At 61.5% G+C, this 26,978-nt stretch carries 29 protein-coding genes; 17 read left to right on the top strand and 12 right to left on the bottom strand.

What is annotated here, in order from left to right; genetic code table 11:
• The first annotated feature begins 129 nt into the window (after positions 1-129).
• From der to proC, 6 genes are all read left to right on the top strand, one after another.
• Positions 130-1,491, top strand: coding sequence for a ribosome biogenesis GTPase Der (gene der / locus SynA1825c_RS11370; protein WP_186469393.1), 1,362 nt, complete (start codon positions 130-132; stop codon positions 1,489-1,491).
• Positions 1,492-1,502: 11 nt separating this feature from the next.
• Positions 1,503-2,420: a CbiQ family ECF transporter T component gene (locus SynA1825c_RS11365; protein ID WP_186469392.1), complete on the top strand. Its 918-nt coding sequence runs from the start codon at positions 1,503-1,505 to the stop codon at positions 2,418-2,420.
• A gap of 17 nt (positions 2,421-2,437) precedes the next feature.
• Entirely contained in the window at positions 2,438-2,704 is a 267-nt protein-coding gene (locus tag SynA1825c_RS11360; protein WP_186469391.1) for a PipX family protein, read from the top strand.
• Positions 2,705-2,727: 23 nt separating this feature from the next.
• Positions 2,728-3,372, top strand: a complete 645-nt coding sequence (locus tag SynA1825c_RS11355; RefSeq protein WP_186469390.1) for a YggS family pyridoxal phosphate-dependent enzyme — start codon at positions 2,728-2,730, stop codon at positions 3,370-3,372.
• Positions 3,373-3,488: 116 nt separating this feature from the next.
• On the top strand, positions 3,489-4,064 hold the full coding sequence (locus SynA1825c_RS11350) for a cell division protein SepF (RefSeq protein WP_186469389.1): 576 nt from the start codon (positions 3,489-3,491) through the stop codon (positions 4,062-4,064).
• 17 nt (positions 4,065-4,081) lie between these two features.
• Positions 4,082-4,900: a pyrroline-5-carboxylate reductase gene (gene proC, locus SynA1825c_RS11345; protein WP_186469388.1), complete on the top strand. Its 819-nt coding sequence runs from the start codon at positions 4,082-4,084 to the stop codon at positions 4,898-4,900.
• Here proC and SynA1825c_RS11340 read toward each other — a convergent pair.
• The 5 genes from SynA1825c_RS11340 to hpf are packed head-to-tail and all read right to left on the bottom strand — an operon-like array spanning position 4,897 to position 9,603.
• Positions 4,897-6,072: a glycosyltransferase family 4 protein gene (locus tag SynA1825c_RS11340; RefSeq protein ID WP_186471189.1), complete on the bottom strand. Its 1,176-nt coding sequence runs from the start codon at positions 6,070-6,072 to the stop codon at positions 4,897-4,899. The two genes, proC and SynA1825c_RS11340, sit on opposite strands and share 4 nt — an antisense overlap.
• A 28-nt stretch (positions 6,073-6,100) precedes the next feature.
• Positions 6,101-7,483: an MFS transporter gene (locus SynA1825c_RS11335; protein WP_186469387.1), complete on the bottom strand. Its 1,383-nt coding sequence runs from the start codon at positions 7,481-7,483 to the stop codon at positions 6,101-6,103.
• Positions 7,484-7,512: 29 nt separating this feature from the next.
• Positions 7,513-8,301 carry a DNA repair protein RecO gene (gene recO, locus SynA1825c_RS11330; RefSeq protein ID WP_186469386.1) on the bottom strand — a complete coding sequence of 263 codons (789 nt, stop codon included), beginning with the start codon at positions 8,299-8,301 and terminating at the stop codon, positions 7,513-7,515.
• The gene (gene deoC, locus SynA1825c_RS11325) at positions 8,298-8,978 is read right to left on the bottom strand and encodes a deoxyribose-phosphate aldolase (RefSeq protein ID WP_186469385.1); all 681 of its coding nucleotides are present in this window, start codon (positions 8,976-8,978) and stop codon (positions 8,298-8,300) included. The genes recO and deoC overlap by 4 nt, the downstream gene beginning before the upstream one ends.
• Positions 8,979-9,015: 37 nt before the next feature.
• Positions 9,016-9,603: a ribosome hibernation-promoting factor, HPF/YfiA family gene (hpf, locus tag SynA1825c_RS11320; protein WP_186469384.1), complete on the bottom strand. Its 588-nt coding sequence runs from the start codon at positions 9,601-9,603 to the stop codon at positions 9,016-9,018.
• Positions 9,604-9,614: 11 nt separating this feature from the next.
• Here hpf and lipB point away from each other — a divergent pair, with 11 nt between their 5' ends.
• From lipB to SynA1825c_RS11285, 7 genes are all read left to right on the top strand, one after another.
• Complete coding sequence (gene lipB, locus SynA1825c_RS11315; RefSeq protein ID WP_186469383.1) at positions 9,615-10,352, top strand: lipoyl(octanoyl) transferase LipB; 738 nt, start codon at positions 9,615-9,617, stop codon at positions 10,350-10,352.
• On the top strand, positions 10,336-12,321 hold the full coding sequence (locus SynA1825c_RS11310; protein WP_186471188.1) for an AMP-binding protein: 1,986 nt from the start codon (positions 10,336-10,338) through the stop codon (positions 12,319-12,321). The genes lipB and SynA1825c_RS11310 overlap by 17 nt, the downstream gene beginning before the upstream one ends.
• A gap of 71 nt (positions 12,322-12,392) precedes the next feature.
• The gene (locus SynA1825c_RS11305) at positions 12,393-12,836 is read left to right on the top strand and encodes a YlqD family protein (RefSeq protein WP_186469382.1); all 444 of its coding nucleotides are present in this window, start codon (positions 12,393-12,395) and stop codon (positions 12,834-12,836) included.
• 65 nt (positions 12,837-12,901) lie between these two features.
• Positions 12,902-14,260, top strand: a complete 1,359-nt coding sequence (locus SynA1825c_RS11300) for a dihydrolipoamide acetyltransferase family protein (RefSeq protein WP_186469381.1) — start codon at positions 12,902-12,904, stop codon at positions 14,258-14,260.
• Between the two features lie 85 nt (positions 14,261-14,345).
• On the top strand, positions 14,346-16,250 hold the full coding sequence (locus tag SynA1825c_RS11295; protein WP_186469380.1) for an APC family permease: 1,905 nt from the start codon (positions 14,346-14,348) through the stop codon (positions 16,248-16,250).
• A gap of 15 nt (positions 16,251-16,265) precedes the next feature.
• A complete protein-coding gene (gene queA, locus SynA1825c_RS11290) occupies positions 16,266-17,435 on the top strand; it encodes a tRNA preQ1(34) S-adenosylmethionine ribosyltransferase-isomerase QueA (RefSeq protein WP_186469379.1) in 1,170 nt (389 codons plus the stop codon).
• 41 nt (positions 17,436-17,476) lie between these two features.
• On the top strand, positions 17,477-18,112 hold the full coding sequence (locus SynA1825c_RS11285; protein ID WP_186469378.1) for a DUF1345 domain-containing protein: 636 nt from the start codon (positions 17,477-17,479) through the stop codon (positions 18,110-18,112).
• Between the two features lie 68 nt (positions 18,113-18,180).
• Here the strand turns inward: SynA1825c_RS11285 and cysK are convergent, their stop codons facing one another.
• The 3 genes from cysK to SynA1825c_RS11270 all read right to left on the bottom strand — a co-directional run bounded on the left by cysK (position 18,181) and on the right by SynA1825c_RS11270 (position 21,981).
• A complete protein-coding gene (gene cysK / locus SynA1825c_RS11280) occupies positions 18,181-19,167 on the bottom strand; it encodes a cysteine synthase A (RefSeq protein WP_186469377.1) in 987 nt (328 codons plus the stop codon).
• A gap of 175 nt (positions 19,168-19,342) precedes the next feature.
• Positions 19,343-20,827: a PLP-dependent transferase gene (locus tag SynA1825c_RS11275; protein WP_186469376.1), complete on the bottom strand. Its 1,485-nt coding sequence runs from the start codon at positions 20,825-20,827 to the stop codon at positions 19,343-19,345.
• On the bottom strand, positions 20,824-21,981 hold the full coding sequence (locus SynA1825c_RS11270; RefSeq protein WP_186469375.1) for a PLP-dependent aspartate aminotransferase family protein: 1,158 nt from the start codon (positions 21,979-21,981) through the stop codon (positions 20,824-20,826). The genes SynA1825c_RS11275 and SynA1825c_RS11270 overlap by 4 nt, the downstream gene beginning before the upstream one ends.
• Before the next feature lie 82 nt (positions 21,982-22,063).
• On the opposite strand from SynA1825c_RS11270, the gene SynA1825c_RS11265 reads away from it, so the two are divergent.
• Positions 22,064-22,321, top strand: a complete 258-nt coding sequence (locus tag SynA1825c_RS11265) for a hypothetical protein (protein ID WP_186469374.1) — start codon at positions 22,064-22,066, stop codon at positions 22,319-22,321.
• Between the two features lie 85 nt (positions 22,322-22,406).
• On the opposite strand, the gene rpsD is transcribed toward SynA1825c_RS11265, so the two are convergent.
• Positions 22,407-23,015: a 30S ribosomal protein S4 gene (gene rpsD / locus SynA1825c_RS11260; RefSeq protein ID WP_186469373.1), complete on the bottom strand. Its 609-nt coding sequence runs from the start codon at positions 23,013-23,015 to the stop codon at positions 22,407-22,409.
• A gap of 74 nt (positions 23,016-23,089) precedes the next feature.
• Here rpsD and yidD point away from each other — a divergent pair, with 74 nt between their 5' ends.
• From yidD to SynA1825c_RS11245, 3 genes are read left to right on the top strand one after another with little or no spacing between them, the layout of a single operon-like run.
• Positions 23,090-23,368 (top strand): membrane protein insertion efficiency factor YidD, encoded by a 279-nt coding sequence (yidD, locus tag SynA1825c_RS11255; protein WP_186469372.1) that lies wholly within the window; start codon positions 23,090-23,092, stop codon positions 23,366-23,368.
• 4 nt (positions 23,369-23,372) lie between these two features.
• Complete coding sequence (locus tag SynA1825c_RS11250) at positions 23,373-23,657, top strand: glutaredoxin family protein (protein ID WP_255476948.1); 285 nt, start codon at positions 23,373-23,375, stop codon at positions 23,655-23,657.
• A gap of 26 nt (positions 23,658-23,683) precedes the next feature.
• Positions 23,684-25,183 carry a UDP-N-acetylmuramoyl-L-alanyl-D-glutamate--2,6-diaminopimelate ligase gene (locus SynA1825c_RS11245; RefSeq protein WP_186469370.1) on the top strand — a complete coding sequence of 500 codons (1,500 nt, stop codon included), beginning with the start codon at positions 23,684-23,686 and terminating at the stop codon, positions 25,181-25,183.
• Here the strand turns inward: SynA1825c_RS11245 and SynA1825c_RS11240 are convergent, their stop codons facing one another.
• From SynA1825c_RS11240 to SynA1825c_RS11230, 3 genes are read right to left on the bottom strand one after another with little or no spacing between them, the layout of a single operon-like run.
• Positions 25,184-26,380 (bottom strand): aminotransferase class V-fold PLP-dependent enzyme, encoded by a 1,197-nt coding sequence (locus SynA1825c_RS11240; protein ID WP_186469369.1) that lies wholly within the window; start codon positions 26,378-26,380, stop codon positions 25,184-25,186. It lies immediately after the preceding gene.
• A gap of 45 nt (positions 26,381-26,425) precedes the next feature.
• Positions 26,426-26,722 (bottom strand): gamma-glutamylcyclotransferase, encoded by a 297-nt coding sequence (locus SynA1825c_RS11235; protein WP_186471187.1) that lies wholly within the window; start codon positions 26,720-26,722, stop codon positions 26,426-26,428.
• A gap of 3 nt (positions 26,723-26,725) precedes the next feature.
• The gene (locus tag SynA1825c_RS11230; RefSeq protein WP_186469368.1) at positions 26,726-26,971 is read right to left on the bottom strand and encodes a NifU family protein; all 246 of its coding nucleotides are present in this window, start codon (positions 26,969-26,971) and stop codon (positions 26,726-26,728) included.
• Between the last annotated feature and the right edge of the window lie 7 nt (positions 26,972-26,978).

Raw genomic sequence — 26,978 nt, 5'->3', positions numbered from 1 at the left:
TTAGCTGTCTCGCTTTGGTCTCACGAGTCTCGCCCCAAAAGAATTCCTATTCGTTCGCGCCAAGAGATCGTGAGGGGCTTTCACGCAGGCGCCTCTGTACTGTCAAGTCAGTCCCCGCTTGAGACCCACTTGGCGCGTCCCGTCGTCGCGATCATCGGGCGCCCCAACGTTGGCAAGTCCACGCTGGTGAATCGCCTTTGCCGCAGCCGAGAAGCCATCGTTCACGATGAGCCAGGGGTGACCCGTGACCGCACGTATCAGGACGGTTACTGGGGAGATCGCGAGTTCAAGGTTGTGGACACCGGTGGGTTGGTGTTCGACGATGACAGTGAGTTTTTGCCGGAAATCCGAGAGCAGGCGGCTCTGGCTCTCGAGGAAGCCAGCGTTGCCTTGGTGATTGTGGATGGGCAGCAGGGGCTGACGGCTGCCGACGAGTCCATCGCTGAATTTCTGCGCGGCCAGCCCTGTCCGATTCTGCTCGCTGTCAACAAGTGCGAGTCGGCCGAGCAGGGTCTGGCCATGGCGGCTGAATTCTGGAGTCTTGGTCTCGGCGAGCCCTATCCGGTGTCGGCCATCCACGGTGCTGGCACGGCCGAGGTGCTGGACCAGGCGCTCAAGTTCTTCCCTCCCAAGGATCAGGAGGGTGATGAGGAAGAACCCATCCAGATGGCCATCATCGGCCGGCCCAATGTGGGGAAATCCAGCCTGCTCAATGCGATTTGCGGTGAACAGCGCGCCATTGTCAGTCCGATTCGCGGCACGACCCGCGACACGATTGACACCAGCATCGTGCGGGAAAACAGGCCTTGGCGTCTGGTGGACACGGCAGGAATCCGTCGTCGCCGCAGTGTCAACTACGGCCCTGAGTTCTTCGGGATCAACCGCAGTTTCAAGGCGATTGAACGCAGTGATGTCTGTGTTCTGGTGATTGATGCGCTGGATGGCGTCACCGAGCAGGATCAGCGCCTGGCGGGCCGGATTGAGGAAGATGGCCGGGCCTGTGTGGTGGTTGTGAACAAATGGGATGCCGTCGAGAAAGACAGCCACACGATGACCGCCATGGAAAAGGAGCTGCGCGCCAAGCTCTACTTCCTCGACTGGGCTCCGATGCTGTTCACGTCGGCACTGACGGGGCAGCGGGTGGACAGCATCTTTGCTCTGGCTGCTCTCGCAGTTGAGCAACATCGCCGTCGGGTGAGCACCTCTGTGGTCAATGAGGTGCTGAAGGAAGCTCTGAGTTGGAGAAGTCCGCCTACCACCCGTGGCGGCCGGCAAGGGCGTTTGTATTACGGCACGCAGGTGGCCAGTCGTCCGCCGAGCTTCACGCTGTTTGTGAATGATCCCAAGTTGTTTGGTGACACCTATCGCCGCTACGTGGAGCGCCAGATTCGAGAGGGACTGGGCTTTGATGGATCACCGCTGAAGTTGTTCTGGCGGGGCAAGCAGCAGCGTGATGCCGAACGGGATCTCGCCAGGCAGCAGAACCGATAGGGCTGATCGCAATGGATTGGCTGAGGCAGATCCCGATTGGGCAGTACGTGGATGGTGCCGCGGGGTGGCTGCGTCAGCTCGACCCGCGCCTCAAGCTGTCGTGGGTGCTGATGTTTCTGCTCACACCCGTGCTTGCGGGGCCGATTTGGCGGTTGGCGCTTGTGCTGGCGCTTGTTCTCATCACCGCGGTCAGTGGCTTACCGCCACGTTTGTGGTGGCGCTCCCTGCTGCTCGTTGTTCTTTTGGGCTGTGGCATCGGTCTGCTCGCCATGCTGCTGCCCACCGGTGAGCCTGGCGCCAGCTTGAACCTCCGCCCCACTGAAGAGGTCCCGGGTCTCCTGTTGACATCGCCCTCCTGGGAGTTGGTGCGCCTCGGCCCTCTTCAGCTCGGTTCGTTCCAGTTAGGCCCGCTCGTAGTCGACAGACGTTCGGCTGAACTGGGCCTCAACAGCGCCACGCTGATCGTGACGGTGGTGCACAGCGTCAATCTGATGCTGCTCTCCACGCCCAGTGAGGAGTTGATGTGGGCGCTCAGCTGGTGGCTGGCTCCGCTTGCCAAACTCGGCGTGCCCGTGGATCGGCTCAGTTTTCAATTGTTGCTTGCGCTGCGTTTTCTTCCCCTGGTGCAGGAAGAGCTTCAAAACCTGCTGCGTTCCCTGGCCAGTCGAGCCGTCAATCTGCGCCGGCTTGGCTTTAAGGCCTCGTTTGGACTGGTGTTGTCGGTGGGTGAACGTCTGTTGGCCAACATCCTGCTTCGAGCTGAACAGGGGGCTGAAGCCTTGATGGCTCGCGGTGGAACTTGGTTGCCCGCCGAAGCCTTTCGCCCCGAACCCTCGTCACAGATCGGTGCCCAACGGCTTCTCAATGGGCTGGCTGCTGTTGGCCTGGTCTTGGTGCTTGTCCTGCGCGCCAGGTACGGTGCCCTGTAATCACTATTCGTGGATCTGTGAGCGCTGAGGGTTATCTCAATCACCCCACCTTTGGCATGCTTTACAAAGTGGCGCCAGCTGGTGAGGGACGGGATGTCTACGCCACGTTGTACGCCCAGCGCATGTTTTTCCTGGTGACACTGCAGCCACGTGGGGCTCAGTTTGAGGTCATTCCTTATCTCGATGCTCGGCATCATGCTGAACTGAACTTGGCCCGGAGCCGTCGGGATTCACCGGAAGAGCACGAGAGCTGGAAGCAGCTGTTTGATCAGACCTTCATCTGAGCCATGCACGTGGGGCAGCGCGGATGACGGAGCTTCAGAGCCGCTGGGAGCAGTTGCGCGACAGGCTTCCCCATGGCGTCCATTTGCTGGCTGTCAGCAAGCGCCAGCCTGCCTCGGCGGTGCGTGAGCTGGCGTGTTGCGGCCAGTCCGACTTCGGAGAAAGCCGTGTTCAGGAGGCGCTGCCGAAGCAGCAGGAGCTGTCGGATCTGGCGGGTCTGCGCTGGCATTTCGTCGGACGGTTGCAGGCCAACAAGGTGCGACCGGTGGTGAAGGCCTTCGATTGGGTTCATTCCATCGATTCGCTGTCTCTCGCGCAGCGTGTCTCTCGCATTGCGTTAGAGGAGAACCGGCGTCCTTCGGTGTTGTTTCAAGTCAAGCTTCGGCCTGATCCTGACAAGACGGGCTGGGACCCCATCGAGCTGAAGCAGGCCTGGCCTGGCTTGCGTCAGTTGCAGGGTCTCAATCCTTGCGGGTTGATGACCATGGCCCCGCTGGGGTTCTCAGAAGCTGATCGTCGCGGGCTGTTTCAGGATTGCCGACAGCTCGCCAATGCCATGGATCTGCCGCAGTGCTCGATGGGCATGAGCGGCGATTGGCCTGAGGCCGCAGCTGCCGGTGCCACCTGGGTGCGGGTTGGATCAGCGCTGTTTGGTGCTCGCCCCCAGTGAGGGCCCTGAGAGCGGCGGATCACGTCCACTGTCCGGAATGGACATCAATCCATGCGGACACGCTTGCTCACAACTCCGCGGAGCGCTATTCAGGGACAAGGTTCCGCAGATTTCCGGTGTCGCTGATTTCTCGCCTTCGTGCGGTCGTTGCAGGGGATGATTACCTGGACGGCGACTATGACGAGCTCGATTACGACACGGGTGAGCACGATGATGCTGTGTCGGGCATGACCTCTGCGAACAGCAGTGCTCTGGCTCCACTCGATGCATCCAATCCGTTTGAGATGGATCAAAGTTTTTCAGGCACCAATGTGATCGGTATGCCAGGCATCAGCTCCAGTGCTGCTGAAGTGTCACTGATGGAGCCTCGTAGCTTCGACGAGATGCCCCGTGCCATTCAGGCCCTGCGCGAGCGCAAGACCGTCATCCTCAATCTCACGATGATGGAGCCTGATCAGGCTCAACGTGCCGTGGATTTTGTGGCTGGTGGCACTTTTGCCATCGATGGCCATCAGGAGCGAGTTGGCGAAAGCATTTTCTTGTTTGCCCCCAGCTGTGTCACGGTTACTAATGCCAGTCAGGAAGAGAGCACCACGCCCACGGTGGTGACCAAGGATGTGGAACAGGCGTCTTCTGACGCCAGCGTTGCTCCGGCTCCGGCCTGGGCGGCGTCTGACGCCACAGCCCTCTGACCAGCGCGTCTGCTTCGGTGACTGCTTCCGTCGGTGTAATCGGTCTGGGCCGAATGGCTCAGGCCTTGGTGCGACCGCTGGTTGAGCGTGGCATTTTTGCGGCCTCCGATTGCATTGGAGTTGTGGCGCGTGAGGACAGCGTGCAACGTCTGCGCACTGAATTGCCAGCGGGCTTCACGGTGGTTTCGGCTTCAGACCCCCAGGCCGCGCAAGCCTGGATGGCTCCGGTGCAGTTGCTGGCGGTCAAGCCCCAACAACTCGACGCTGTAGCCGCTGGTGTGTTGCCACCCGCGGACTCGACGTCGTCACTGGTGATTTCGGTGTTGGCGGGAATCACTCTGGAACGACTGCAGCACACGTTTCCAGGCCGTGTGTGTGTTCGAGCGGTTCCCAATACCCCCTGCCTCGTAGGTGAGGGTCTGTGTGGACTGGCTTGGGGCCAGGGTGTGACTCCCGAGCAACAGCGGTGGGTACGGGATGTCTTTGCTCCGGTCAGCGAGGTGTTGGAATTGCCGGAATCGAGGCTGGATGCCTTCTTGGCTCTGACCTCCTCAGGTCCTGCCTACGTGGCTTTGATCGCTGAAGCCCTTGCCGATGGTGCCGTAGCGGCGGGGCTTCCCCGTGACCAGGCGCATCACCTGGCGCAGCGCACTCTCGGCGGGACGGCGGCACTGCTGCAACAACAGAAGCTGCATCCCGCCCAGCTGAAAGACATGGTCGGCTCACCGGGGGGCACCACCATGGCTGCCGTGCGCAAGTTGGAGCAAGCCGGTCTGCGGTCGGCGCTCATCGAAGCGGTTCTGGCTGCCACAGAACATGGCAGCTCCCTGCGCTAAGCCGCGAGAGGTGCGGTGCGTGTGAGTTCGCCGTAGAGGCGTTCAAGCGCATCGATGTTGCGAGCCATCGTGTAGCGCTCCATGACCCGCTGGCGTGCCTGTCTCCCCAGTGCTTGGGTGAGCACCGGTTGATCCCGAAGCACGGGGAGCAGCGTGCGCAGCTGACTGGTGACTCCCAGGGTGTTCATCACAATGCCGGCTCCTCCGGCGAGTACCTCACCGTCGGCCCCAGCATCCGTGGCCACGCAGGCGCATCCGCTGGCCATGGCCTCTAGCAATGCCAGCGATAAGCCTTCTACTAACGATGGCAGCAGGAAGACTTCGGCGGATTGCAACAGTGCCACGCGCGTGGCGAGGTCTGGCTCGTAGCCCCACCACAGCACGTTGTCCATCTGGCCGTAGCTGTTCTGCAACGTGCTGCGCAGCGGACCATCGCCAACGATGACCAGACGACAGCCTGGCGTGTCCACAAGTCGCCAAGCCTGCAACAGCGCTTCCACGTTCTTTTCAGTGGAGATCCGTCCCATGTAGAGGAAAACGCGCTCCGTTCCGAGGCGTGAGCGCACCCTCTGCAGCTGACTTCCAATCGCAGAGGGCATGGCATCGGCCGGTCTCCACTGAGCTATGTCGACTCCGTTGGGGATCACCGCCAGGCGATCCTCGCGGACTCCCAGGCGTGCAAGCACATCGGCTTGCAGCTCAGAGAACACAATCACCCGGTCATAACGGGCTAGAGCAGGGGCATACAGCTGGTACGTGAGCTGCTGTGTTCCTGCTGTGAGGTTGCGCAGGCCGGCATCGAAGGGAGGGTGGAAGGTGGCCACCAAGGGAACCTGCAGCTGCTGGCAGAGCTCGGGAAGTCGGAAATCCAGCGGCGAGAGGGTGAGGCTGGCATGCACCAGATCTGGCTGGAGGCGATCAAGCGAATCCCGTAGCTCGCGCTGTGCTCCAGGAGAAGGGATCGTATAAACCTGCGATTTCACGAGGTAGGGCAGGCTTACATCCGGATCGTTGGCCAGGAGGGAGGTACTGCTGCCTGGGGCTTTTGGATTGTCGAAATGAATGAAGCTGGTCTGATGACCACGGGCCTTCAGGGCTTCCGTTGTGCTCAGCCCGTAGGTGACATTGCCGCAGAACGGAGTTTTTTTGCCCAGCCAGGCAATATGCGTCAAAGCCACTGAGGGACGGGCTCCGCAAACGCTAGCAGCGCTGCCAGGGGCGCTCGATCAAGGCGGCCACCAGCGCCAGGCCCGCCAGGATCCATAACACCGGCAGCAGCCCCACACTGCTCACCAAAGCGCCTGCCAGCACAAGAGGAAGGCTGAGGGCAATGTTGATCAGATTGTTCTGCAGCCCGAACACGCGGCCGCGCTGTGATTCAGGCGTGTCCTCCTGGATCGTGGTTTGCGCGGGGATGGCCACCAGAGCGGCACCGATGCCGAGCAGTGTGCAGAGCCCGAGGGTGTAAGTGAGATTGCCGCGCAGTTGCCCAAGCAGCACGAGGCTCCAGGTGATCGCGCCCAGTCCCGCGGCTGCCAGGCGGCGGCGGCTGAATCCATGGCCCACCTGTGCCACCACGACGGCCCCGATGGCCATCCCGAGCCCGCTCATGGCTAGCAGGCTTCCGAAGCCGGTGGGGCCAAGACCCTGAATGGCGGACGCCAAGCTGATGGCCAGGACGTAGAGCGCGGCCAGGAGGCTGTAGAGCAGCACCAAATGCACCATGGCCGTCCGCACCGAGGCGCGTTCACGCAGGACCTGAAGCCCCGCCACGATTTCTTTCCAGACCGATTCCCCTTGATGGGCTCGGGGCTGTTCACGCATCCGGATCGTGCTCAGCGAGATGGCCGCCATGCCATAGCAAAACGGCAGAAGCAGAAATTCACCACCCTTGAGGCCAATGCCTTGGAAGAGGCTGTCCAGTCCCCGCAGGATCGGATCTCCTAGAGCGAAGCCAACAATCGTGGCTCCCATGCTGGTGGCTTGGTAAAGCGAATTGGCTGCCAAGAGGTGCTCCTGCGGCACCAACAGCGGAATGGCAGCCTGCTCTGCCGGTGCGAAGAACTGGGTGAGCACCGATTCCAGAAAGGTCATGACCAGCAGGGCCCAGTACCCCCAGCTGAGGCCGAGCCAATGGGGCCCTGGCAGCAAGAAAAACGGGGTCAACACCACGAGCAGAGCGCGTAATCCGTTTGAAGCGACCATCACCCGCCGTTTGGGCCATCGGTCGACCCAGACTCCCGCGACCGAACCCAACACCATGGCTGGGATCGTGTTGGCGACGTAAACCCCTGTTGCCAGCAGTGTGATCCGTTGCGCACGGGTCTCGAAGTCCATGCGGATCGCTGATGCAATTTCCGCGAGGGCGCCATTTTCCTGCGGTGTGCTGGTCACCCAGTACTGGGCGATCAGGTACACCATCAAAACGATGTAGAACTTGTCCGCCAGTTGCGAAAAGATCTGGCCAATCCAGAGACGGCGAAAGCCGTCGAAGCGCACCACCGTCTGCAGGCCCCGAGGACCCTCCGGGTTTCCACCGGTGGGGAGCGCGGGCTCCGGACTGTTCAGGGAAGATCCGCTCACGGTGCCTGCAATGACCGGGTCATGATCGCTTACGGCGCAGGCAAATAGTCGCTCACCATCTTCAGAGAGCGCACGGGGCGGGGTAGATGCACCCGGCACCAGCAGTCGATCAGAGCCAGGAGTTTGAGCCACACCGAACGCGGTCCCATCAGTTCTCCATTCGGGCGCCTGGGAAGATCCGGCCGGGGCAGCCGTTGCAGCAGGGCCAGTTCGGAGGGGTTGAGCTGCAGCCTGGCGCCAGGAAGGCTCCCAAGCGCGAGGCCTTGCTCGGGCAGCAGGCTGCAGCGCCATTCCCACTGACCGATCGGCGGAATCAGCTCAGCACCGCTCTGGCAGCAGATCTGAAGCGGTAGGCCATAGCCGCCGAGCGCTAGCAGGTGCACGCCCGCTTGAACCAGCATCGCCAAACTGAGGTCCGGGTTGGGTTGTGGGGAGCGGCTCAGGGCCTCCAGTCGCTCTAGGTGAATCAGCACCGTCTCCAGTAAGCCTTGAATGGGGTCGTCATCGCTCACCAGTGCGATCGAGAGCTCTGCTAGGGCTTGGGCGGCCGCCAGGGTTTCCAGATGCTGCCCCACGCCGCTGAAGTTGTGACGCACCTGCAGCTGCCGCACGCGTTGGAGGCCGCGGCGCCCCACCACCTGCAGATCCAAAAGGGTGAGGGGAACGGCTGCAGCAAGGCTGCTTTTGGGGCGGCGAGCGCCAGGCACGGCCAATCTCACCACCCCGGCTTCGTCGCTCAACAGTGTCAGCAGCCGATCGTGCTCACCCAGTGGCCCTACTTTGAGGGCGAGGCCCTGCAGGCGTCTGTCGCCGCTCATCGCTGCTGGCGCAGGGCTTGCACCAGCGACGGACCATGGCCGGTGCCTAGGCCCCTTGCACCGGCTTCCACCAGATCCAGTGCGTGCTCGAGCTCCCGGATTCCACCTGCGGCCTTGATGGCACAGCGTCCGCGCGAGTGTTGTCTCAGGGTTTTGATCTGTTCCGGTGTGACAGCGGGCCCGAAGCCGTTGCCGGCTTGTAGTGCCGCGGCGCCCGCATCCATGGCAGCTTCCGCCGCCAAAGCGAGCTGTTCGTCCTGGAGCTGATTGACGTCGAGAACCACCGTCATGGGCAGATCCAGCGCGGCAATCGCAGCCAATTCCTCGGCGAAGGTGTTGGCCCGGCCATTCACAAGTGCGGACCAATCGGGGGTCACATCCAGGGCGTCAGCGCCATGGGCGGCGGCCCACTCCGCCTGCGCTTGCTTCAGTTCGGCCGGCAGAGCGCCGAATGGAAACCCCACTGTGGCGGCCAGTTGTACCGGTCCGCGTCCCCCGAGCCGCTGACGCACTGCCTGGAGGTGGCTCAGGCTGACGCAGACGCCACCGAAACCAAGCTGCCTTGAGGCATCGCAGAGAGTGTGAAGCTCCTCCTCCTGGAGCATTGGGTTGAGCAAAGCCTGGTGGATCAGCGGGGGAAGGTCTGGCAGGTCCTGCCGCCGCGGTGACATGGTCATCGCTGGGGAAACAGACGGAAGAACCGTCGCGAAAAGTTCAGTTGCGAGCTTGGATCACGCCGTATCCACCGTGATTGCGTCGGTAGATCACTTGCAATTCATCACTGGCACGGTCGCGGAACAAATAAAAATCGTGATCGATGAGGTCGAGCTGATGGCGGGCCTCGTCGACACTCATGGGCGGCATGGCGAAATATTTGCGCCGCACGCCGGGGTTCGGCAGCTGTGCTTCTTTGCCATCCAGCAGCGATTCCTCCACAGGACTGTCGTTGAGAACCGCCTCGGTGGCCGGGGTTTCCGTGGCGCGATGGCCGTGGCTGTGATGGTGATCGCTGGTGCGGTCCTTGAATCGACGCAGCTGACGGGCCAGTTTGCTGGCCACCAGATCAATGCTGGCGTAAAGGTTTTCGCTGCGTTCCTGGGCTCGGATCACGGTTCCATTCGCGAACACCGTGACCTCGGCTGTTTGTTGCGGAACTCTGGGGTTGCGGGCCACCGATAGGTGAACATCCGCTTCTTGGACAAGATCGTTGAAGTGATGAATAGCCCGGTCAAGCTTGGTTTCGGTGTAATCCCGCAATGCGGGCGTCACATCCAAGTTGCGACCATGGATCAACAGCTTCATGCATCCCTCCGGTGCCTGCTCCTATCGGCAACTTAGTAACGCCGCCTGATTCCGGAAGTGGGTCTTCGGCATTTCTTTTTCAGCCGCAGCAACTCGTTCCTTTCGAGCAAGCCTGGGAGCGGCAACGGCGTTGGCAGGAAGGCTTGCTGGCGGAGCCAGCTGCTGCCGGCGGTGCCGAAGCCGTCTGGTTGCTGCAACACCCCAGTTGTTACACGCTCGGACGTGGCGCTAGCGAAGCCCATCTCCGCTTTGATCCGCTTCAGCCTCCGTCACCGCTCCACCGCATTGATCGTGGCGGCGAGGTGACCCATCACGCCCCTGGTCAACTGGTGGCTTACCCCGTGCTGGATCTCCGTCGTCATCAACCCGACCTGCATTGGTATTTGCGTCAGCTCGAGCAGGTGGTGCTGGATGTGATGCAAGCCCTTGATCTGCAAGGTGAGCGGATCGATGGGCTCACAGGGGTTTGGCTGGATCAGCGCAAAGTGGCGGCCATTGGGGTCGGCTGTCGGCGCTGGATCACTCAGCACGGTCTGGCTTTGAACGTGACCTGTGATCTGGCCGGATTTGAGGCTGTGGTGCCGTGCGGCTTGACAGGACGGAAGGTCGGGCGTCTCAGCGATTGGGTCCCGGGATTGTCCTTGGAGGAGGTGCGCCCCTTGCTAAGGGATGCCCTTGCCCAGCGATTCGGGCTCCGCTGGCAGTCGGTCGGTGAGGGGATGGCGATTGCCGATGCATCGTCGAGGTGATAGGCCTGGGCGACCGCGCCCCGCTCCTGTGACCGCTGCTCAAGCTTCCTGGCAACCCACTCCCCGTGAGCAGGAGGCACTTGCCCGTCAGTCCCACGTGCAGGCCCTTGGGCGTGTCGATCAGGTCTGGCCCTGGCTAGCAGCTCAGCATGGCGAGGTGATGGCTGTCGATGCGCCCCATGCGGCCCATCCCGAGCGATTCAATTACCAACAGCTGGCCGAACGCATTGAACGCGCTGCTGCGGCTTTCCAGCAGCTCGGGCTCAGGGTTGGCGATGTGGTCGGTCTCTTTGCCGAGAACAGCCCCCGATGGTTGGTGGCTGACCAGGGGTTAATGCGTGCCGGTGTGGTGGATGCGGTGCGTGGGGCGGCCGCGCCGGTGGAGGAGCTCCGTTACATCCTTGAAGACTCCAAGGCCGTGGCCCTGGTGGTGCAAACCGGTGATTTGTTGGAGCGTCTGCAGCTGTCTGCAGATCTTCAAGCCCAACTGCGCTTCGTCTTGGTGTTGGAGGGTGAGGCACCCCCAGGGGCCCTGGATTTCGACACCTTTTTGAGCCGTGCCGATGGGCATCAGCCCCCCGATCCCATGGCGAATCGCGAGCAAGCCTCCGCCGTTCACACCATTGCCACAATCCTCTACACCAGCGGCACCACCGGTCGGCCCAAAGGGGTGCCACTCACCCACGCCAATCTTCTGCACCAGATGCGCAGTCTGGCCACCGTCACCCGCCCGGATGCCGGAGCACCGGTGTTGAGTGTGCTGCCGATCTGGCACTCCTACGAGCGCAGTGCGGAGTATTACTTCTTTTCCTGCGGGTGCTCGCAGAGCTACACCACGATCAAGCAGCTGAAGAGGGATCTGCCGCGGGTGAAGCCGGTGATCATGGCCACCGTCCCCAGGCTTTGGGAGGCGGTGCAAGCAGGCTTTGAAGATGTGGTGAAGACCCTGCCACCTGCACGTCAGCGTCTGCTCCGGTCGGCCTTGGCCAACAGCAAGGCCTACAGGCTGGCCCGTCGCCGCAGCCTGGATTTGTTGATCGAGCCGCTGCGCAAGCGCGACCGTTTGCGAGCCCTGGCGGAGGCAACACGGCGATGGCCGGCCCATGCCCTGGCATCCCAATTGATTTGGCCGAAGTTGCGCCAACAGCTCAGCGGTGGTGCCTTGCTGTATCCGATCAATGGTGGTGGTGCCATCGCTCCTCACGTGGATGCGTTTTTTGAAGCGGTGGGCATTGAACTTCTCGTGGGCTATGGCCTCACCGAGACCAGTCCTGTGGTGAGTTGTCGCCGGCCCTGGCGCAACATCCGTGGCAGTTCCGGATTGCCAATGCCGGAGACGGAGTTCCGCGTTGTTGATGCGGAGACCCGAGCTCCGCTGGCGTATCGGCAACGCGGAGTGGTGCTGGTGCGTGGACCTCAGGTCATGGGGGGCTACCTGGACAAGCCGGAGGCCACCGCCAAGGTGTTGGATGTCGATGGGTGGTTCGACACCGGTGATCTGGGCATGCTTCTGCCTGATGGCTCCGTGGTGCTCACCGGCCGAGCCAAGGACACCATCGTGCTCAGCAGCGGCGAGAACCTCGAGCCGGGTCCCTTGGAGGAAGCGCTCGTGTCATCTCCATTGGTGGAGCAGGTGATGCTGGTGGGTCAAGACGAGCGCCAGCTGGCGGCTTTGGTCGTCCCGAAGCAAGAGTCACTTCAAGCCTGGGCCTTGGAACAGGGCTGCGATCCAGGCCCGGATCTCGGCGGTCGCCCCGGGGATCCAGCTTTGCTGCGGTTGCTGCGCGGGGAGCTCAATCGGTTGCTTGGCGCCCGCGTCGGGTCGAGGGCGGATGAACGTCTGTGCGGTGTGGCGCTCGTTGAGCCGTTTTCCATTGAGAACGGCTTACTGACGCAGACGCTCAAGCAGCGCCGCGATCGCATCACGGACCGCGATCGCCCCATGATCGAGAGCCTTTACGGCCGTTGATGCCGTGCCGACTGCGCTGGCTTGACCATCTGCCGCGAGACTGAGACGCTTGGCGCTGTTTCTAGGCCCTCATGTCCGACGGCACCACCTTGTCGATCAAGCGCTCCATCACGATTCGCGCGGTGGTGACTCCTGCGTGGAAGGAGGAAGCCGAACGTGAGCTCAGTGGCGCCATCTCTACCACCGATCAGCAGCTGGCCCAGCTTGAACAGGAGGGTCAACAGGTGGTGGATGAGGTACGCCGTCAAAGTGCGAACCCTCTGGACCCCCGCGTTCAGGAGCAAGTGGGGCAGGTGCAGCAGCAGGTGGCTGCCAAGCGGGCTGAACTAGAGGAGCAGAAGCGCAACCTTCTGCAGCAGCAGGCTCAAGTGCGTGAGTTGGAGATGGAACAGATCGTGGAGCAGGGCCAGCTGGATAGTTTCTGCGACATTCAGGTGGGCGACAACCTGGTGAGCAAGATGCAGGTGGCCGTTGTGGTCCGTGACGGGGTGATCGAGTCGATCCAGCAGGGCTGACCCCTGCGAAGGGCCGCCCTGTCGGCCCGTAAAATCGCCCCTACATAGCCCCTCTGGAGACGGTTTTGGCGACCCACGACATCTTCATGCCTGCCCTCAGCTCCACGATGACGGAGGGGAAGATCGTCGAATGGCTCAAAAAGCCTGGCGACAAGGTCGGCCGCGGCGAGTCGGTGCTCGTGGTCGAATCCGACAAGGCTGATATGGATGTGGAGTCCTTCAACGAGGGCTACTTGGCTGCCGTGCTGATGCCTGCTGGAAGCACCGCTCCAGTGGGCGAAACGATTGGGCTGATTGTTGAAACTGAGGCTGAGGTTGCTGAAGCTCAGGCCAAGTCATCCTCGGGTGGTGATGCTGCGGCTCCCGCCCCTGCTGCTCCAGCCCCAGCACCAGCAGCTGCAGACCCTGCTCCTACTCCCTCTGCGCCAGCGGTGACCCCTGCTCCTCCGGCACCTGCTCCAGCTCCCGCGGTTCCCCCGGCACCGGCACCAGTAGCTGCGCCTGTTGCCAATGGACGTGTGATCGCCAGCCCTCGGGCCAAGAAGCTGGCCTCCCAGATGGGCATTGAGCTGTCGACGTTGCGCGGTAGTGGCCCGAATGGTCGCATCCAGGCTGAGGACGTTGAGCGTGCGGCTGGTCGCCCTGTGAGCGTGCCTCGTGTGGGTGAGGGCTCCGCGGCTGCCGTTGTGGCCGGTGTCGCTGCTTCAGCACCCGCACCGAGCGCTCCTGCCGGCAACAGCTTCGGTCGGCCTGGTGAGACGGTTGCGTTCAACACCCTCCAGGGAGCGGTCAACCGCAACATGGAGGCCAGCCTTGCTGTTCCCTGCTTCCGCGTCGGCTACACCATCACCACCGACAAGTTCGATGCTTTCTACAAGCAGGTGAAGTCGAAGGGCGTCACCATGACGGCTTTGCTGGCGAAGGCCGTTGCCGTCACCCTGGCGCGTCACCCTCAGGTCAATGCTTCTACCACTGCTGCCGGCATGGCCTACCCGGCTGAGGTGAATGTGGCTGTCGCTGTGGCCATGGAAGACGGTGGTCTGATCACGCCAGTGCTTCGACAGGCCGATCGCACCGACCTCTATGAAATGTCCCGTCAGTGGAAAGATCTGGTGACCCGCTCACGCAGCAAGCAACTGCAGCCTGAGGAATACAGCACCGGCACGTTCACCCTCTCCAACCTGGGCATGTTTGGTGTGGATCGCTTTGATGCCATCCTCCCGCCTGGCACCGGTGCGATTCTTGCCGTGGCGGCCTCCCGCCCCACAGTCGTGGCAGGCAAGGATGGATCAATCGCTGTGAAGCGGCAAATGCAGGTCAACCTCACCGCTGACCACCGTGTGATTTATGGCGCTGACGGCGCGGCCTTCCTTAAGGATCTGGCTGAACTGATTGAGACTCGGCCTGAAAGTCTGGCCCTTTGATCTGATCGGCCTTTGCGCTCATCGGTCCGCCCCGTGCACCTGCTGAGTTCGTCAATCATTGCCACTCTTGGGGCGGCAATGGTCAATGGCTGCTGTGTCCGTTCGATGGTTCTCCCGTCTGCTGGGGCGTCCGTTGCCGCGCTCCAGTGCAGGGGATGAGCGACTTCCCAACATTCAGGCGCTGCCGATTTTGTCGTCGGATGCGTTGTCATCCGTTGCCTATGCCACGGAGGCGGCGCTCGGCATCTTGATTCTGGGTGGAAGCGCAGCCTTGAAGCTGTCGCTGCCCATCACTCTCGCGATCATCCTTTTAATTGTGATCGTTGTGCTGTCGTACCGGCAGGCGATTGCGGCTTACCCCAATGGCGGCGGCTCCTATGTGGTGGCCCGCGACAATCTCGGACGCAATGTCGGGCTGGTGGCCGCTGCGGCGCTGTTGATTGACTACACGTTGACGGCAGCGGTCAGCCTGATGGCGGGCACCCAGGCGCTGTCGTCACTTGACCCCACGCTTTTGCCCTACGAGGTGCCCATCGCCCTCGTGCTGCTGGTGCTGGTGGGTTGGGCCAATCTGCGTGGGGTGAAGGAAGCGGGGCGAGTGTTCGCGATTCCCACTTACGCCTTCGTGTTGATGATCGCGCTGCTGACGGTGGCGGGGCTCAAGGATCTGACCTTTCATCACGGTTGGCATCCTGATCCACCGCCGTTGACCGCGGCCTTGGAGCCGATCGGGTTGTTCCTGATCCTGCGGGCATTCAGTTCCGGTTGCTCGGCGATGACGGGCATTGAAGCGATCGCCAATGGTGTGAAGGTGTTTCGTGAGCCAGCGCCGGTCAATGCACGCAAGACACTCTTGGTGATGGCCATCCTGCTGTCGGCGATGGTCTTTGCCGTCAGCGGCATGGGGTTCATGTACGGGATTGCGCCGAATCCCGACATCACCGTGCTGGCCCAGATCGGACAGCGCGTTTTCGGCAACGGCAGCGTTCTGTATTGGACTTTGCAGATCACCACCCTCCTCATCCTGGTGCTGGCCGCCAACACGGCGTTCTCCGGCTTCCCCAGGTTGGCGGCGATGCTCGCGGAGGACCGCTGCCTGCCAGTGCAGATGAATCTTCTGGGAGACCGACTGGTGTACCAGAACGGCATCGGTGTGCTGCTGGGCATCACGGCGTTGATCATCGTGATCTGCCGTGGGGAGACCACCGTGGCGGTGAATCTCTACGCCCTGGGGGTGTTCACCGCCTTCACCCTCTCGCAACTGGGTCTGGTGAATCGCTGGCGAACGCAACGGGGCTCTGGCTGGCGCGGCCGCATGTTCATGAATGCGCTCGGGTCGATCACCACCTTTGTGGTGTTGGTGGTGATTGTGGTGAGCAAGTTTGATGAAGGGGCTTGGACGGTTGTGATCGCCATCCCGCTGTTGGTGTGGGGATTGGCTGTGATCCGTCGCCGTTATCGCCAGATCTTCGCAGCGTTGGCTCCCGATCCTGAGGCGGCTCCACTGCAAGTGGTTCCCCGAGATCCACCGACCGGGCATCACGCCATTGTCTGGATTCCGAGCATGATGCGACCCGCTTTCGAGGCGGTGCGTTACGCCTGTTCCTTTGCCGATTCGGTCACTGCAGTGGTGGTGGTGCAGAACGATCAAGACGCCGGATCTCTCAGTCAGATGTGGGATCGTTACGTGGGAACCAACACCGGTGCACTTGAGTTGGTGCTGCTGGATAGCCCGTTTAGCTCTCTGCTGGATCCGTTCTGTGACTTTGTGACAGCGGAGGAGAGGCGACACCCTGAGCGCACCACCACGGTGGTGATGCCGGTGGCGATCCCGAGGGATCGTCTCGATGTTGCGTTGCTCAATCAGCGGGCCCGTGCCCTGTTCGAGGCGCTCTCCGATGATCAAAGCCGCGTGTTCTCGATCGTGCGCTACTACGTGCCAAACGGTCGCCACCAAGCCGGCTCTCGGCCCTCAGGCAGCATGGACTGATCATGATCACGCTCTGTGGCTGACCCTCGGGATCTCCAGCTCAGCTCCTACGACTACCACTTGCCTGAGGAGCGCATCGCACAGTCGCCAGTGGAGCCTCGCCATGGCGCGAGGTTGTTGTGCGTGCCGGAACTGGAGGCATCGCTCGAGCGGACGCGGCACCAACAGGTGTGGGATTGGCAAGAGCAGCTTCACGACGGCGATCTGCTCGTGGTGAATGACACGCGTGTGCTGCGAGCACGGCTTCGGGTACGCCGATCAGGGGGTGGTCTTGCGGAATTGCTGGTGCTGGAACCACAGGGTGAGGGGCGCTGGCTTTGTCTGGCGCGACCAGGCAAGAAGCTGAAGCCTGGTGACCAGGTGTGGCTCGAGGCCCTGGAGCAGGAGCCCATCCCCTTGCAGGTTCTGGCCACCGATGGATCCAGTGGTGGTCGCATCATCCAGTTCCCCCAGGGTTATGCCGATGCGGTCGCGCTTGAGGGCCTGCTGGAGCGCTATGGCGAGGTGCCGCTGCCGCCTTACATCACCCGTCATGACGACTCTGACCAGGAGCGCTACCAGACGCGCTATGCCTCTCGCCCGGGTGCGGTGGCGGCTCCTACGGCCGGTTTACATCTCAGCGATGAGTTGCTGCAGGCAATCAAGGACCGGGGCGTGCAGATGGCAACCGTCACCCTGCATGTGGGGCTGGGCACCTTCCGCCCGGTGGAAACGGAGGATCTTCGTGACCTCAGCCTCCACAGCGAGTGGGTGGAGGTCACTTCAGATCTGGTGGCTCAGGTGGAGGCCTGCCGCCGTCGGGGAGGCCGTGTGATTGCCGTGGGAACCACCAGCGTGAGGGCCCTCGAAGGCGCTGCGGCAGCATCAGGAGGAACGCTGCAACCCTTGAAAGGGCCGGTGGATTTGGTGATTCAGCCTGGTTTCCGCTTTGCGGTGGTGCAGGGGTTGTTAACCAATTTCCATCTGCCCAAGAGTTCTTTGCTGCTGTTGGTCAGTGCATTGATCGGGCGTCAACGACTGCTGGATCTCTATCAGGTCGCCATTGACGAGGCCTATCGCTTCTATTCCTACGGTGATGCGATGTGGATTGCTCCAGAAGCGGTGCTCCCTGAGGCTCGATGTGGCTCCAGTGCTTTCGGTTCAGATCCCCAAGCGACACCACTGCAATCAGACGACCACACTTAATGCTTCCTCGACAGCGCCACATTTTTTTGAATCGTTATCGATTGCGTCGCAGCCTGACTATCGGCACGATTTTGACGTTGGTGTTCTATGTCCCGTTCACGGGTAAGGAAGCGCTGTCCATCGGCATGTTGTCAGCCTTGGTGGTGGATGTGGTGCTCTTCTTTAAAACTGCATGGTCAATGGATTATGAGCAGACCAAGGCACTGTTTGATCATGAACGATTGCGTCCCGGTCTTTTGATTAAAAGCACGGTGGCGATCAATTTTCTTGGCCTGGGTGTGATGAGCCTTTGCGTCAGTGATCTGGGCTCCAAACAGCCAGTGCTGCCAGAGGATCTGCGTATTTTTATTTATTTTGTTTCGATCTTGCTGATTTGGATCTGCTTGCATCATGGTTATGCCATGCATTACGCCAAGATTTTCTTTCATGTGAATGCTGATAGGGATGATGCAGAGAATGCTGAATCAGCCACAAAAGTGTTTTCTTTTCCGGATGATAAGCGTCCAGTTTTGTTTGATTTTCTGTATGTCGCCTATGCCATTGGGGTGACCTTTGGGATGACCGACGTTGGTGCGCAATCAACCGAGATTCGGAAGGTCGTCCTGGTGCAGGCGATGCTGGCATTTCTCTTCGCAACAACGGCAATTTCAGCGATTGCCAGTCTGTTTACTGCCTGAAAGTCGACATCAAAAAAGCCCCGCTATGCAGCAGGGCTCGGATTGCGTTCAGAAAAGACCTGAGGGGCTCAGACTGCGACGGGCTGCTCGATGATGCCGGTGGGCACATCGGCAAACATCACCGAGGAGAGATAGCGCTCCGCCAGGTCGGGCAGCACCACGACGATGGTCTTACCGGCGTAAGCGTCCTGTTGGGCCAGGCGAATGGCGGCTGCGGCTGCAGCACCGCAGGAGATGCCCACCAGAAGCCCTTCTTCTTTGGCCAGGCGCTGAGCCATCGCGACGGATTCGTCGTTCGTCACCTGCTCCACCTTGTCGACCACGGAGAGGTCAAGATTCTTGGGAATGAAGCCAGCGCCAATGCCCTGAATCTTGTGGGGGCCAGGCTTCACCTCCTCGCCGTTCATGGTCTGGGTGATCACCGGACTGTGGGTGGGTTCCACGGCGACGGATTCAATTGCCTTGCCGGCTTCATTCTTGATGTAGCGCGACACACCGGTGATGGTTCCACCGGTTCCAACACCAGCGACGAGCACGTCAATGGCGCCATCGCAGTCGTTCCAGATCTCAGGACCGGTGGTCTTCTCGTGAATTTCGGGGTTGGCCGGGTTGTCGAACTGCCCAGGCATGAAGTACTTGCCAGGATCGGTGGCAGCGATCTCCTTGGCCTTCGCAATCGCGCCGGGCATGCCCTTGGCCGCTTCGGTGAGCACGATTTCAGCACCAAGAACGGCCATCACACGGCGACGTTCGATCGACATTGACTCGGGCATGGTGAGCACGAGTTTGTAACCGCGGGCTGCTGCGGTGAAGGCCAGGGCAATGCCGGTGTTGCCGGAGGTGGGCTCGACAATCACCTTGCCTTCGGTGAGCTCGCCACGCTTCTCGGCATCCCAGATCATGTTTGCGCCGATCCGGCACTTCACGCTGTAAGCAGGGTTGCGACCTTCGACCTTGGCGAGAACGGTGGCTTTGCAGCCCTTGGTGACATGGTTGAGGCGAACCAGGGGGGTGTTGCCAATGGCCTGGCTGTTATCGGCGTAAACGCGAGGCATGGGAAGTCGGGAACTAGCCAATTTCAGCAATGTAGATAGAGCACTCGACGACGTGCTTGTCTCTTAAGGCCTTGTTCAAACTCTGATAAATCAACCCCTCATTGGTGTTGCTATTGCTCCTGGGAACGGCGCGCTGTGGCGACCGTCATACGCCCTTAAAGGTGCCCAAGGCGTCCTAAGCCTCCAGGGCTTGTTGAAAGCGCCGCCAGAGTTCCTCGGGTTCCTCAAGACCCACCGACACTCTCAGGAGATGGGATGGCACACCACAACGGGCTGCCCAGGGCAGCTCCTTGTAGTGGGCAAGAAGCACATAGGGGCACACCAGCGTGAAAGCGGTGCCAAGGCTGGGACCTTTGCAAACCGCGAGGGCGTCATACACCCGTTGGGCTTGTTCGCTGCCGCCCTTCAGTTCAAAGGAAAGCAAGCAACCATGGCCTCCGCCCGGTCGTTGGAGCTGCCGAAAGTTCTCACAGTCAGCAGGATGAAACACCCGCGCCACAGCAGGGTGCTGACGGAGACGTGCAGCCAACAACAGGGTGTTGGCATTCAAACGGGGGATGCGATCGGCGACATCACGGCTTCCTTGCTCCAAGACTGTGGCATCGCCGTCGGCCAGTGGGGCCAGGGGCGGGCGTTGTCGTGCCGCGTCGATGAGCTGTGCGTGCCAACGGGAGTGGGGGCTTAAGACAAGGCTGCCTGCGAGTACATCACCTCGACCGGCAAAACTTTTGGTGAGGGAACTAAACACCAGGTCGACGTGCGGCAAGGCATCGACATTCAGGCCGGAGCCAATGGTGTCGTCGGCGATCACAGGAATGTTGCGTTGATGCGCGAGCTTGGCGATGACGGCAAGGTCGATACAGCGCAGCAGGGGATTGCTGGGTACTTCCACCACCACTGCAGCAGGTCGCAGGGAGTCGAGCGCGGATTGCACGCTGGCTGCACGGTCATCCAGCAGGAGCTCAGCTCCAGCGAAGACCATCTGCGGCAGTTTCAGCACATCGACGTAAGGGAACCCGATCTGCAGCACCGGCCGTGTTGGGTCGGCATCACACACCAGTTCAAGCGCCCGGTGCAGGGCGGCCATTCCCGAGGGATGCAGGCTGATCGCCTCGGGTTCACAGTCGTAGATCGCGGCCAGACGCCGAACCACGCTGCACCGTGCTGATGCACCGTCCTCGGGATCTGGAGCGGTGTCATGTCCGAGGGCCACAGCGGCAAGCCTTGAGGAAGCACCGAGCCCTGTGTGCTGCCAGAAGGCTTTGGCTGCTGGTGTGCAAATGGCATCGGCGACCAGGCAGGTCAGTCCATGGATGGTTTCGAGATGCGTAGTTCCGTTGGATCGTTGCCGCCGGCAGTGCATCTGAGCCGCGGTTGCTGCAGCTCGGTTGGGATAAGGCCAGCTGCTCGAACCCTGGGGGAAGGATGTGTTGGTCTGCTGCAGCGCTTGGCTGGCCAGTGCGGCCACCAGTGGATGCAAACCGAAGCGTGGGTAGACCGTTCGCAGGGCGCCGCGGCAGTTCGGATCGTTCTCCTCGTAAGCGATCACATCACGCCAGGTGGGTAGGGCCACCGAGACGGCGTGTGGGGAATCGGGCAGCGGATGGCCCAAATCGCCGGCCTGCCAGCAGGGATCGCGCCGTAAATCGCGAGCACTCATCGCAGCTGGTTCAACGCCTGGTCGAGATCGTTGATCAAATCCGAAACATCCTCACACCCCACGGACAGCCGGATCAGGCCATCGCTGATGCCCAGTTTTTGCTTCACCTCGGCGGCAACGGCGGCGTGGGTCATGGTGGCGGGATGGCAGATCAGGCTCTCCACGCCACCGAGGCTTTCAGCCATCGTGAACCAGCGCAGTGCCTTGCAGACCGCATAGGCCTGGTCACGGTTGGCATCAATGCCAACCGTGACCATGGCTCCCCCACCGCGCATCTGCTGAAGAGCAACGTCCTGCTGGGGATGGTCTGAACGGTGGGGGTAACGCACCCAGCTCACCCGGGGGTGATTCGCCAGGTGATCCGCCAGCGTTGCCGCGTTGGCCAGCTGCTGTTTCAGACGCAGGGGCAGGGTTTTGATGCCGCGGGTGATCAACCAGCAGTCGAAGGGTGAGGGCTGCAAGCCCAGGGCCTTCTGCGCGAACACCATCTTCTGGTGCCAGTTGGAATCGTCCATGCACACTGCCCCACCCAGGGCATCGGAATGGCCGTTGATGTATTTGGTGGTGCTGGTGAGTGACAGGGTGGCTCCCAGTTCGAGCGGTCGTTGCACGAGGGCTGTGGCAAAGGTGTTGTCCACCACAACGGGAACATTGGCGGCCTTGGCTGCGGCACACACCGCCTTCAGATCAATCACCTTCAGCAGGGGATTGGTGGGGCTTTCCAACCAGACCATGGCTGGCTGGCTCGAAGCAATCGCATCAACCGCAGAAGGCGCGGTGAAGTCCACCCATTGCGTGCGCACGCCGAACTTGGCGAACACCTGCTCGAACAAACGGACGGTGCAGCCGTAGAGATTTTCTTCGCACAGAACCAGATCGCCCTGACGCAGTCCTGAGGCAATGGCGGTAATCGCGCTCACGCCGGAGCCGAACACCGTGGCGTGTTCACAGTGCTCCACAGACGCCAGGACACCCTCCAGGATCCGGAAGTTGGGGTTGCCGGAGCGGGTGTAGTCGAAACCCTCGGAGTTGCCGTGGGCAAAGGTGGAGGTGGCGTAGATCGGGGGCATCACCGTGCCCGTGCCCCCTGCAAAGCTCTCGCCGTGATGGATGGCTCGGGTGCTGTCGGCCGGTGCTTTTGCTGGACGCTGCAAGGCGTGGCTGCGATCAAGTGGCAAGGCTAGGAAACGGCCTGCTGACCGCCGCTAGCGTCGGTCCAGATCCAAACCTTCCGCCGTGGCTGAGAGCGCTCTGCAGCAGCTTGACAAAGATGAATGGCGGGATCACGTGCTCAGCGAGATCGTCACGTTTCTGAGTGAGAACAAAGAGCAAATTCATGCCCGCTACTTGGAGCAGCGTGAGGGCCAGCTGTCTCGTCAGCTGATCGAGGAGACGGGGTTGATGGATTTTGAACTGGCCATCACGTTTCTGGAAGACAAACCCAAAGGCTTTGGCCTTGGACTGGGTTTTTTCAAGGCCAACCTCATCCGTTAGTGCGCTGATCAGTGCAGGTGCCAAAAAAATCCCCGCCGCGGTGTTGCCGGGCGGGGACGATGACCACGAATGAGCAGGGCAGGTGTCAGACCTTGCGGGAGTAGTACTCCACCACCAGCAGTTCGTTGATTTCCAGTGCGACCCATTCGCGTTCGCACTTGCTCACGACCTTGGCGCTGAGCTTCGACTTGTCGAGCTCCAGGTGCGGAGGCACGTTGGCCAAACCGGGGAATTCGAGGTTGCCCTCAGCCAGCTTCTTGCTGCCTTTGCGTTCGCGGATCGCGATCACATCACCGGCCTTGCATTGATAGCTGGCGATGTCAGTCACGCGGCCGTTCACGGTGACGTGTCCGTGGTTCACCAGCTGGCGGGCGCCAGGCACGGTCGGCCCGAAACCGAGACGGAAGCAGACGTTGTCGAGACGGTTCTCGAGCAGCTTGAGCAGGTTGGTTCCGGTGGAACCGTCCTGGGCGCGCGCTTTCTTCACGTAGCGCACGAGTTGGCGTTCAGACACGCCGTAGTTAAAGCGAAGCTTCTGCTTCTCTTCGAGACGGATCGCATATTCAGAGCGCTTGCGACGGGCTTGGCCGTGCTGACCGGGGGGATAGGACCGTTTGGCGGCCTTCCGGGTGAGACCGGGGAGGTCTCCCAAGCGCCGCGTGATCCTCAGGCGAGGGCCGCGGTAACGAGACATAAGTAAGGAAGGTGTTGGAGCATCCGCACCGCTCAACCGTCATGCTGGACGCAGGGTCCACATCGCGGTATCACATGCGCGAATCAAACACTCTATCCGGCGACAAATCACACTCCTTGGCGCAATCCCTCAACCAGGCGCTGGCGCAATTGATGTTGGCGCTCATCGGCTTTTATCGCCGCTGGATCTCGCCGTTGCTGGGTCCCCGCTGTCGGTTCATTCCCACGTGCAGCGCCTACGGAGTGGAAGCGATTCAGCGACACGGTCCATGGCGTGGTGGCTGGCTCACCCTGCGCCGGATCAGCCGGTGCCATCCCTTCACCCCTTGCGGCTGTGACCCCGTCCCCGACTGATCCGTTGCAGCTCACCTTGTTCAGTCGCCAGGGTTGCTGCCTCTGTGAGGGCTTGGAGCAGCGTCTGCGGCAGCTGGATCTCAGCCAGTTGCGCCCTCCTCTCCAGCTCACGGTGATCGACATCGACGCCCCAGGCGTCGAACCTGAACTGCGCGCTCGCTACGACCTGGAGGTGCCAGTTCTGCACCTCCAGGACGTTCCTTTACCGCGGGTCTCGCCGCGGCTCAGTGCAGAGGGACTGTTTGGTTGGTTGCAACGGCTATCTCCCACCAGCGCAGGATCGAACTAGAAAAGCTGGATTCAAGGGGGTTGTTGGTGACGCAGACGCTTCATTCCCTTCTCAAAACGGCTGCTCTACCGGTGCCGGAAGGCTTCCCAAACCCGGGGATTGAGGCGATCACTTGCGATTCCCGCAGTGTCGGTTCCGGTTGTCTGTTTGTGGGACTTCCCGGTGAGCGGGTGGATGGTGGTCAGTTCTGGCGCAAGGCATTGGAGGCCGGTGCGGCGGCAGCGTTGATCGGCGCCGAGGCCGCCGAATCCCATCCGCCCACCAGTGAGGATCCGGTGTTGGTGCTTCCGGCCCCTGTTGCTCATTGGGCTGGTGAGTTGGCCGCGGCGTTCTGGCAACAACCCTCATCGCGGTTGCATCTCATTGGTGTGACCGGCACCAACGGCAAAACCACCACAACGCACCTAATCGAGCACCTCAGTGCGGAGTGCGGTCGACCCGCTGCACTCTTCGGCACCTTGGTGAATCGCTGGCCTGGCCACAGCATCACCTCCACTCACACCACGGCAGTAGCGGATCGGCTGCAGGCGCAGTTGGCGGAAGCTCTCGCTGGAGGAACTCAGGTGGCGGCCATGGAGGTGAGCTCCCACGCCCTGGATCAGCGACGGGTGGCGGGATGCCGGTTTGCCGGCGCGGTGTTCACCAATCTCACCCAGGACCACCTCGACTATCACGCGTCGATGGAGGACTACTTCGACGCCAAAGCGCGTCTGTTCGCGGAGCCCTTTCTGGTGGGGGAAGGTCCAGCTGCCGTGGTGAATGTGGATGATCCCTGGGGACATCGACTGGCGGAACGGTTGGGCGAACGCGCATGGCGTTGCAGCCTTGAGCAGGAGGCTGATCTGTTCATGCGCGACCTGAAGATGACCTCCGCGGGGGTGCAGGGCTTGTTGATCACCCCCAAGGGAGACGCGCGGTTCCATTCCCCGTTAGTGGGACGTTTCAACCTGATGAATGCGATGCAGGCCCTGGGCGCGCTGCTTCAGCAGGGGTTGCCACTCTCGCTGCTCCTCCAGGCCTTGCCCAAGTTCCGCGGGGTTCCAGGTCGTATGGAGCGCGTGTTGCCCGCAGCCCCCACAGCCGAGCAACGACCCTCTGTGCTGGTGGATTACGCCCACACGCCCGATGGCTTGCGCAGCGCTCTTGAGGCCTGCCGCCCCTTTGCCGAACGACGCTTGATCTGTGTGTTCGGATGCGGAGGCGATCGCGACCGGGGCAAACGACCTCAAATGGCAGCGATCGCAGCGGAGTTGGCCGATGTAGTGGTGGTGACCTCGGACAATCCTCGGACAGAGGATCCGCAACAGATCCTCATGGATGTGGTGCAGGGTCTGCCGTTGGATGCTGATCGCGTGGTGGAAGTTGATCGCGCCGTGGCGATTGCCCAGGCGATCGCGGCATCAGGACCTGGCGATCTGGTGTTGATTGCCGGGAAGGGGCACGAGGATTATCAGATCCTGGGCACCGAAAAGGTGCATTTTGACGATCGAGAAGAGGCGGAAAAAGCCCTTCGCTGCTGGGGCTGATCAGCAGGGGGTGGCTTCCTTGCTCACAGCGTTGGTGAGACGTTCGAGCTCTTCGACCGTGGTGCAGATGTGCGTGCAGGCGCGTAAGCAGGAGGGATCCGCCAGATCGCGAATCCACAGCTGATCTGCGCCGAGGCGTTGCACTACCGCGGCGGGATCGATCTGAGTTGCTCCCTGGCTGATCTGAAAGCTCACCAGGCCAGCGGGCGGTGGTCCATCCAGGACCGGTGTCACCCCTGGGATGGCATCGAGCGCGTTCCAGAGCGTGGCGCTGAGCGACGTGATGCGTTGCAGGCGCTCCTCAGCAGATCCCTCTTGATCGAGCACCTCCAGGGAACGGCGCAGCCCGGTCATCAGGGGAACGCAGCTGGTGGCCACCTCAAAACGGCGGCTGTCGTGATGGAACGGATCCGGGTCACCGGCAATGGCGCGGCTCTCGTCTTGAAGGCTGCGCCAGCCAATGATCGTGGGGTTGGCTTCGGTCAGCATGCGCTCAGACAGGGCCAAGCCGCCAAGACCCTCAGGCCCGCAGGCCCACTTGTGACCGGTGAAGGCATAGATGTCTGCGGCTGATGCGGCGTCAGACACGGGAATCTGACCCACGCTCTGGGCGGCATCCACCAGCAGGTAGGGGTGAGCAGGGTGTTGCTCCAGTCGTTCGGCCACGGCTCGAATCGGCATCACTTGCCCGGTGTTCCAGAGCAGATGAGACAGCACCACCAGCCGAGTCTTCGGGCTGAGGTGTTCCTCTAGGCCGCTGAGCAGGGCCTCATCGGTTTGCTGTTGCCCGTCGCGACCACCGCGCAGATGTTTCACCGGCAGGGTTGCGATCGTGAGTTGGAGACGCCGGGCGAATTCATGGCAGGCGCTCACCACTCCTGGATGCTCACAGTCGCTGATCAGGATTTGATCACCCTGTTTGAGAGGCAATCCCCAGAGCGGCAAAACGCATCCGGTGGTGACGTTTTCGCTGAGGGCCAGTCGATGAGGCGGGACCCCGCAGATTCGGGCGAGCTGGCCGCGCGTGCTGTTGACCTCTTTGCTGATGTAAGGCCAGATCTCTGCTGTGAAGGGTCCTAGTTCCTGGATGCGTGTCCAGCTGGCTGTGATCGCGTCCAGCGAAGGTGTCGGTAGAGGACCTTGACCGCCGTAATTGAAGTAGGTCTTGTTTGCCAGGGCAGGGCAGAGGTCTCTCAAGGTTGGATGTGCGATCCAGTCCCCATGATCGCTTGACCGCTGGCGTTAATGATTGGGCTGCTGATACACCCACACCCAGCGACCGTCGTCCAACTGGCGGCGCCCACAGGCGTAGTCGGTGGGGACTCCTTCCCAGGCGTGCAAGCCCGGCCATCGCTCTGGTGGGATCCGATACACCTGGCCATGCACTGATCCAGTGCCAGGGATGAGCATTGGGTAACCGTTCTGGACGATCAACCTGGCCTGGCTCAGCAATCCGTCGGCTTCTCTTGTGCAGCCATCGAGCAGGTGATGCGCTTCACCTCCCGCTTTGAGGCTTCCATAGACAAAGAGTCGGTCCAGGGCTCAAAGCACCTGCACCACTTCACTCACTTCGGGGATCGCTTCACGCATTTTGCGCTCGATGCCCATCTTCAGCGTCATCGTGCTGCTGGGGCAGCTGCCGCAGGCACCCTGCAGGCGCACTTTCACCACAGGACCGTCGATCTCCACCACCTCCACATTGCCGCCATCGGCCATCAGGAATGGACGCAGCTCATCGAGCACCTTCTCCACGTTCTCGCTGGTGAGAGGCATCGTTTCGGTGCTCATGACGGAC

The sequence above is a fragment of the Synechococcus sp. A18-25c genome, assembly GCF_014280035.1.
GTDB lineage: Bacteria > Cyanobacteriota > Cyanobacteriia > PCC-6307 > Cyanobiaceae > Synechococcus_C.
The sequence above is the reverse complement of the archived record's forward strand: the minus strand, read 5'-3'. Positions and strand labels throughout refer to the sequence as shown.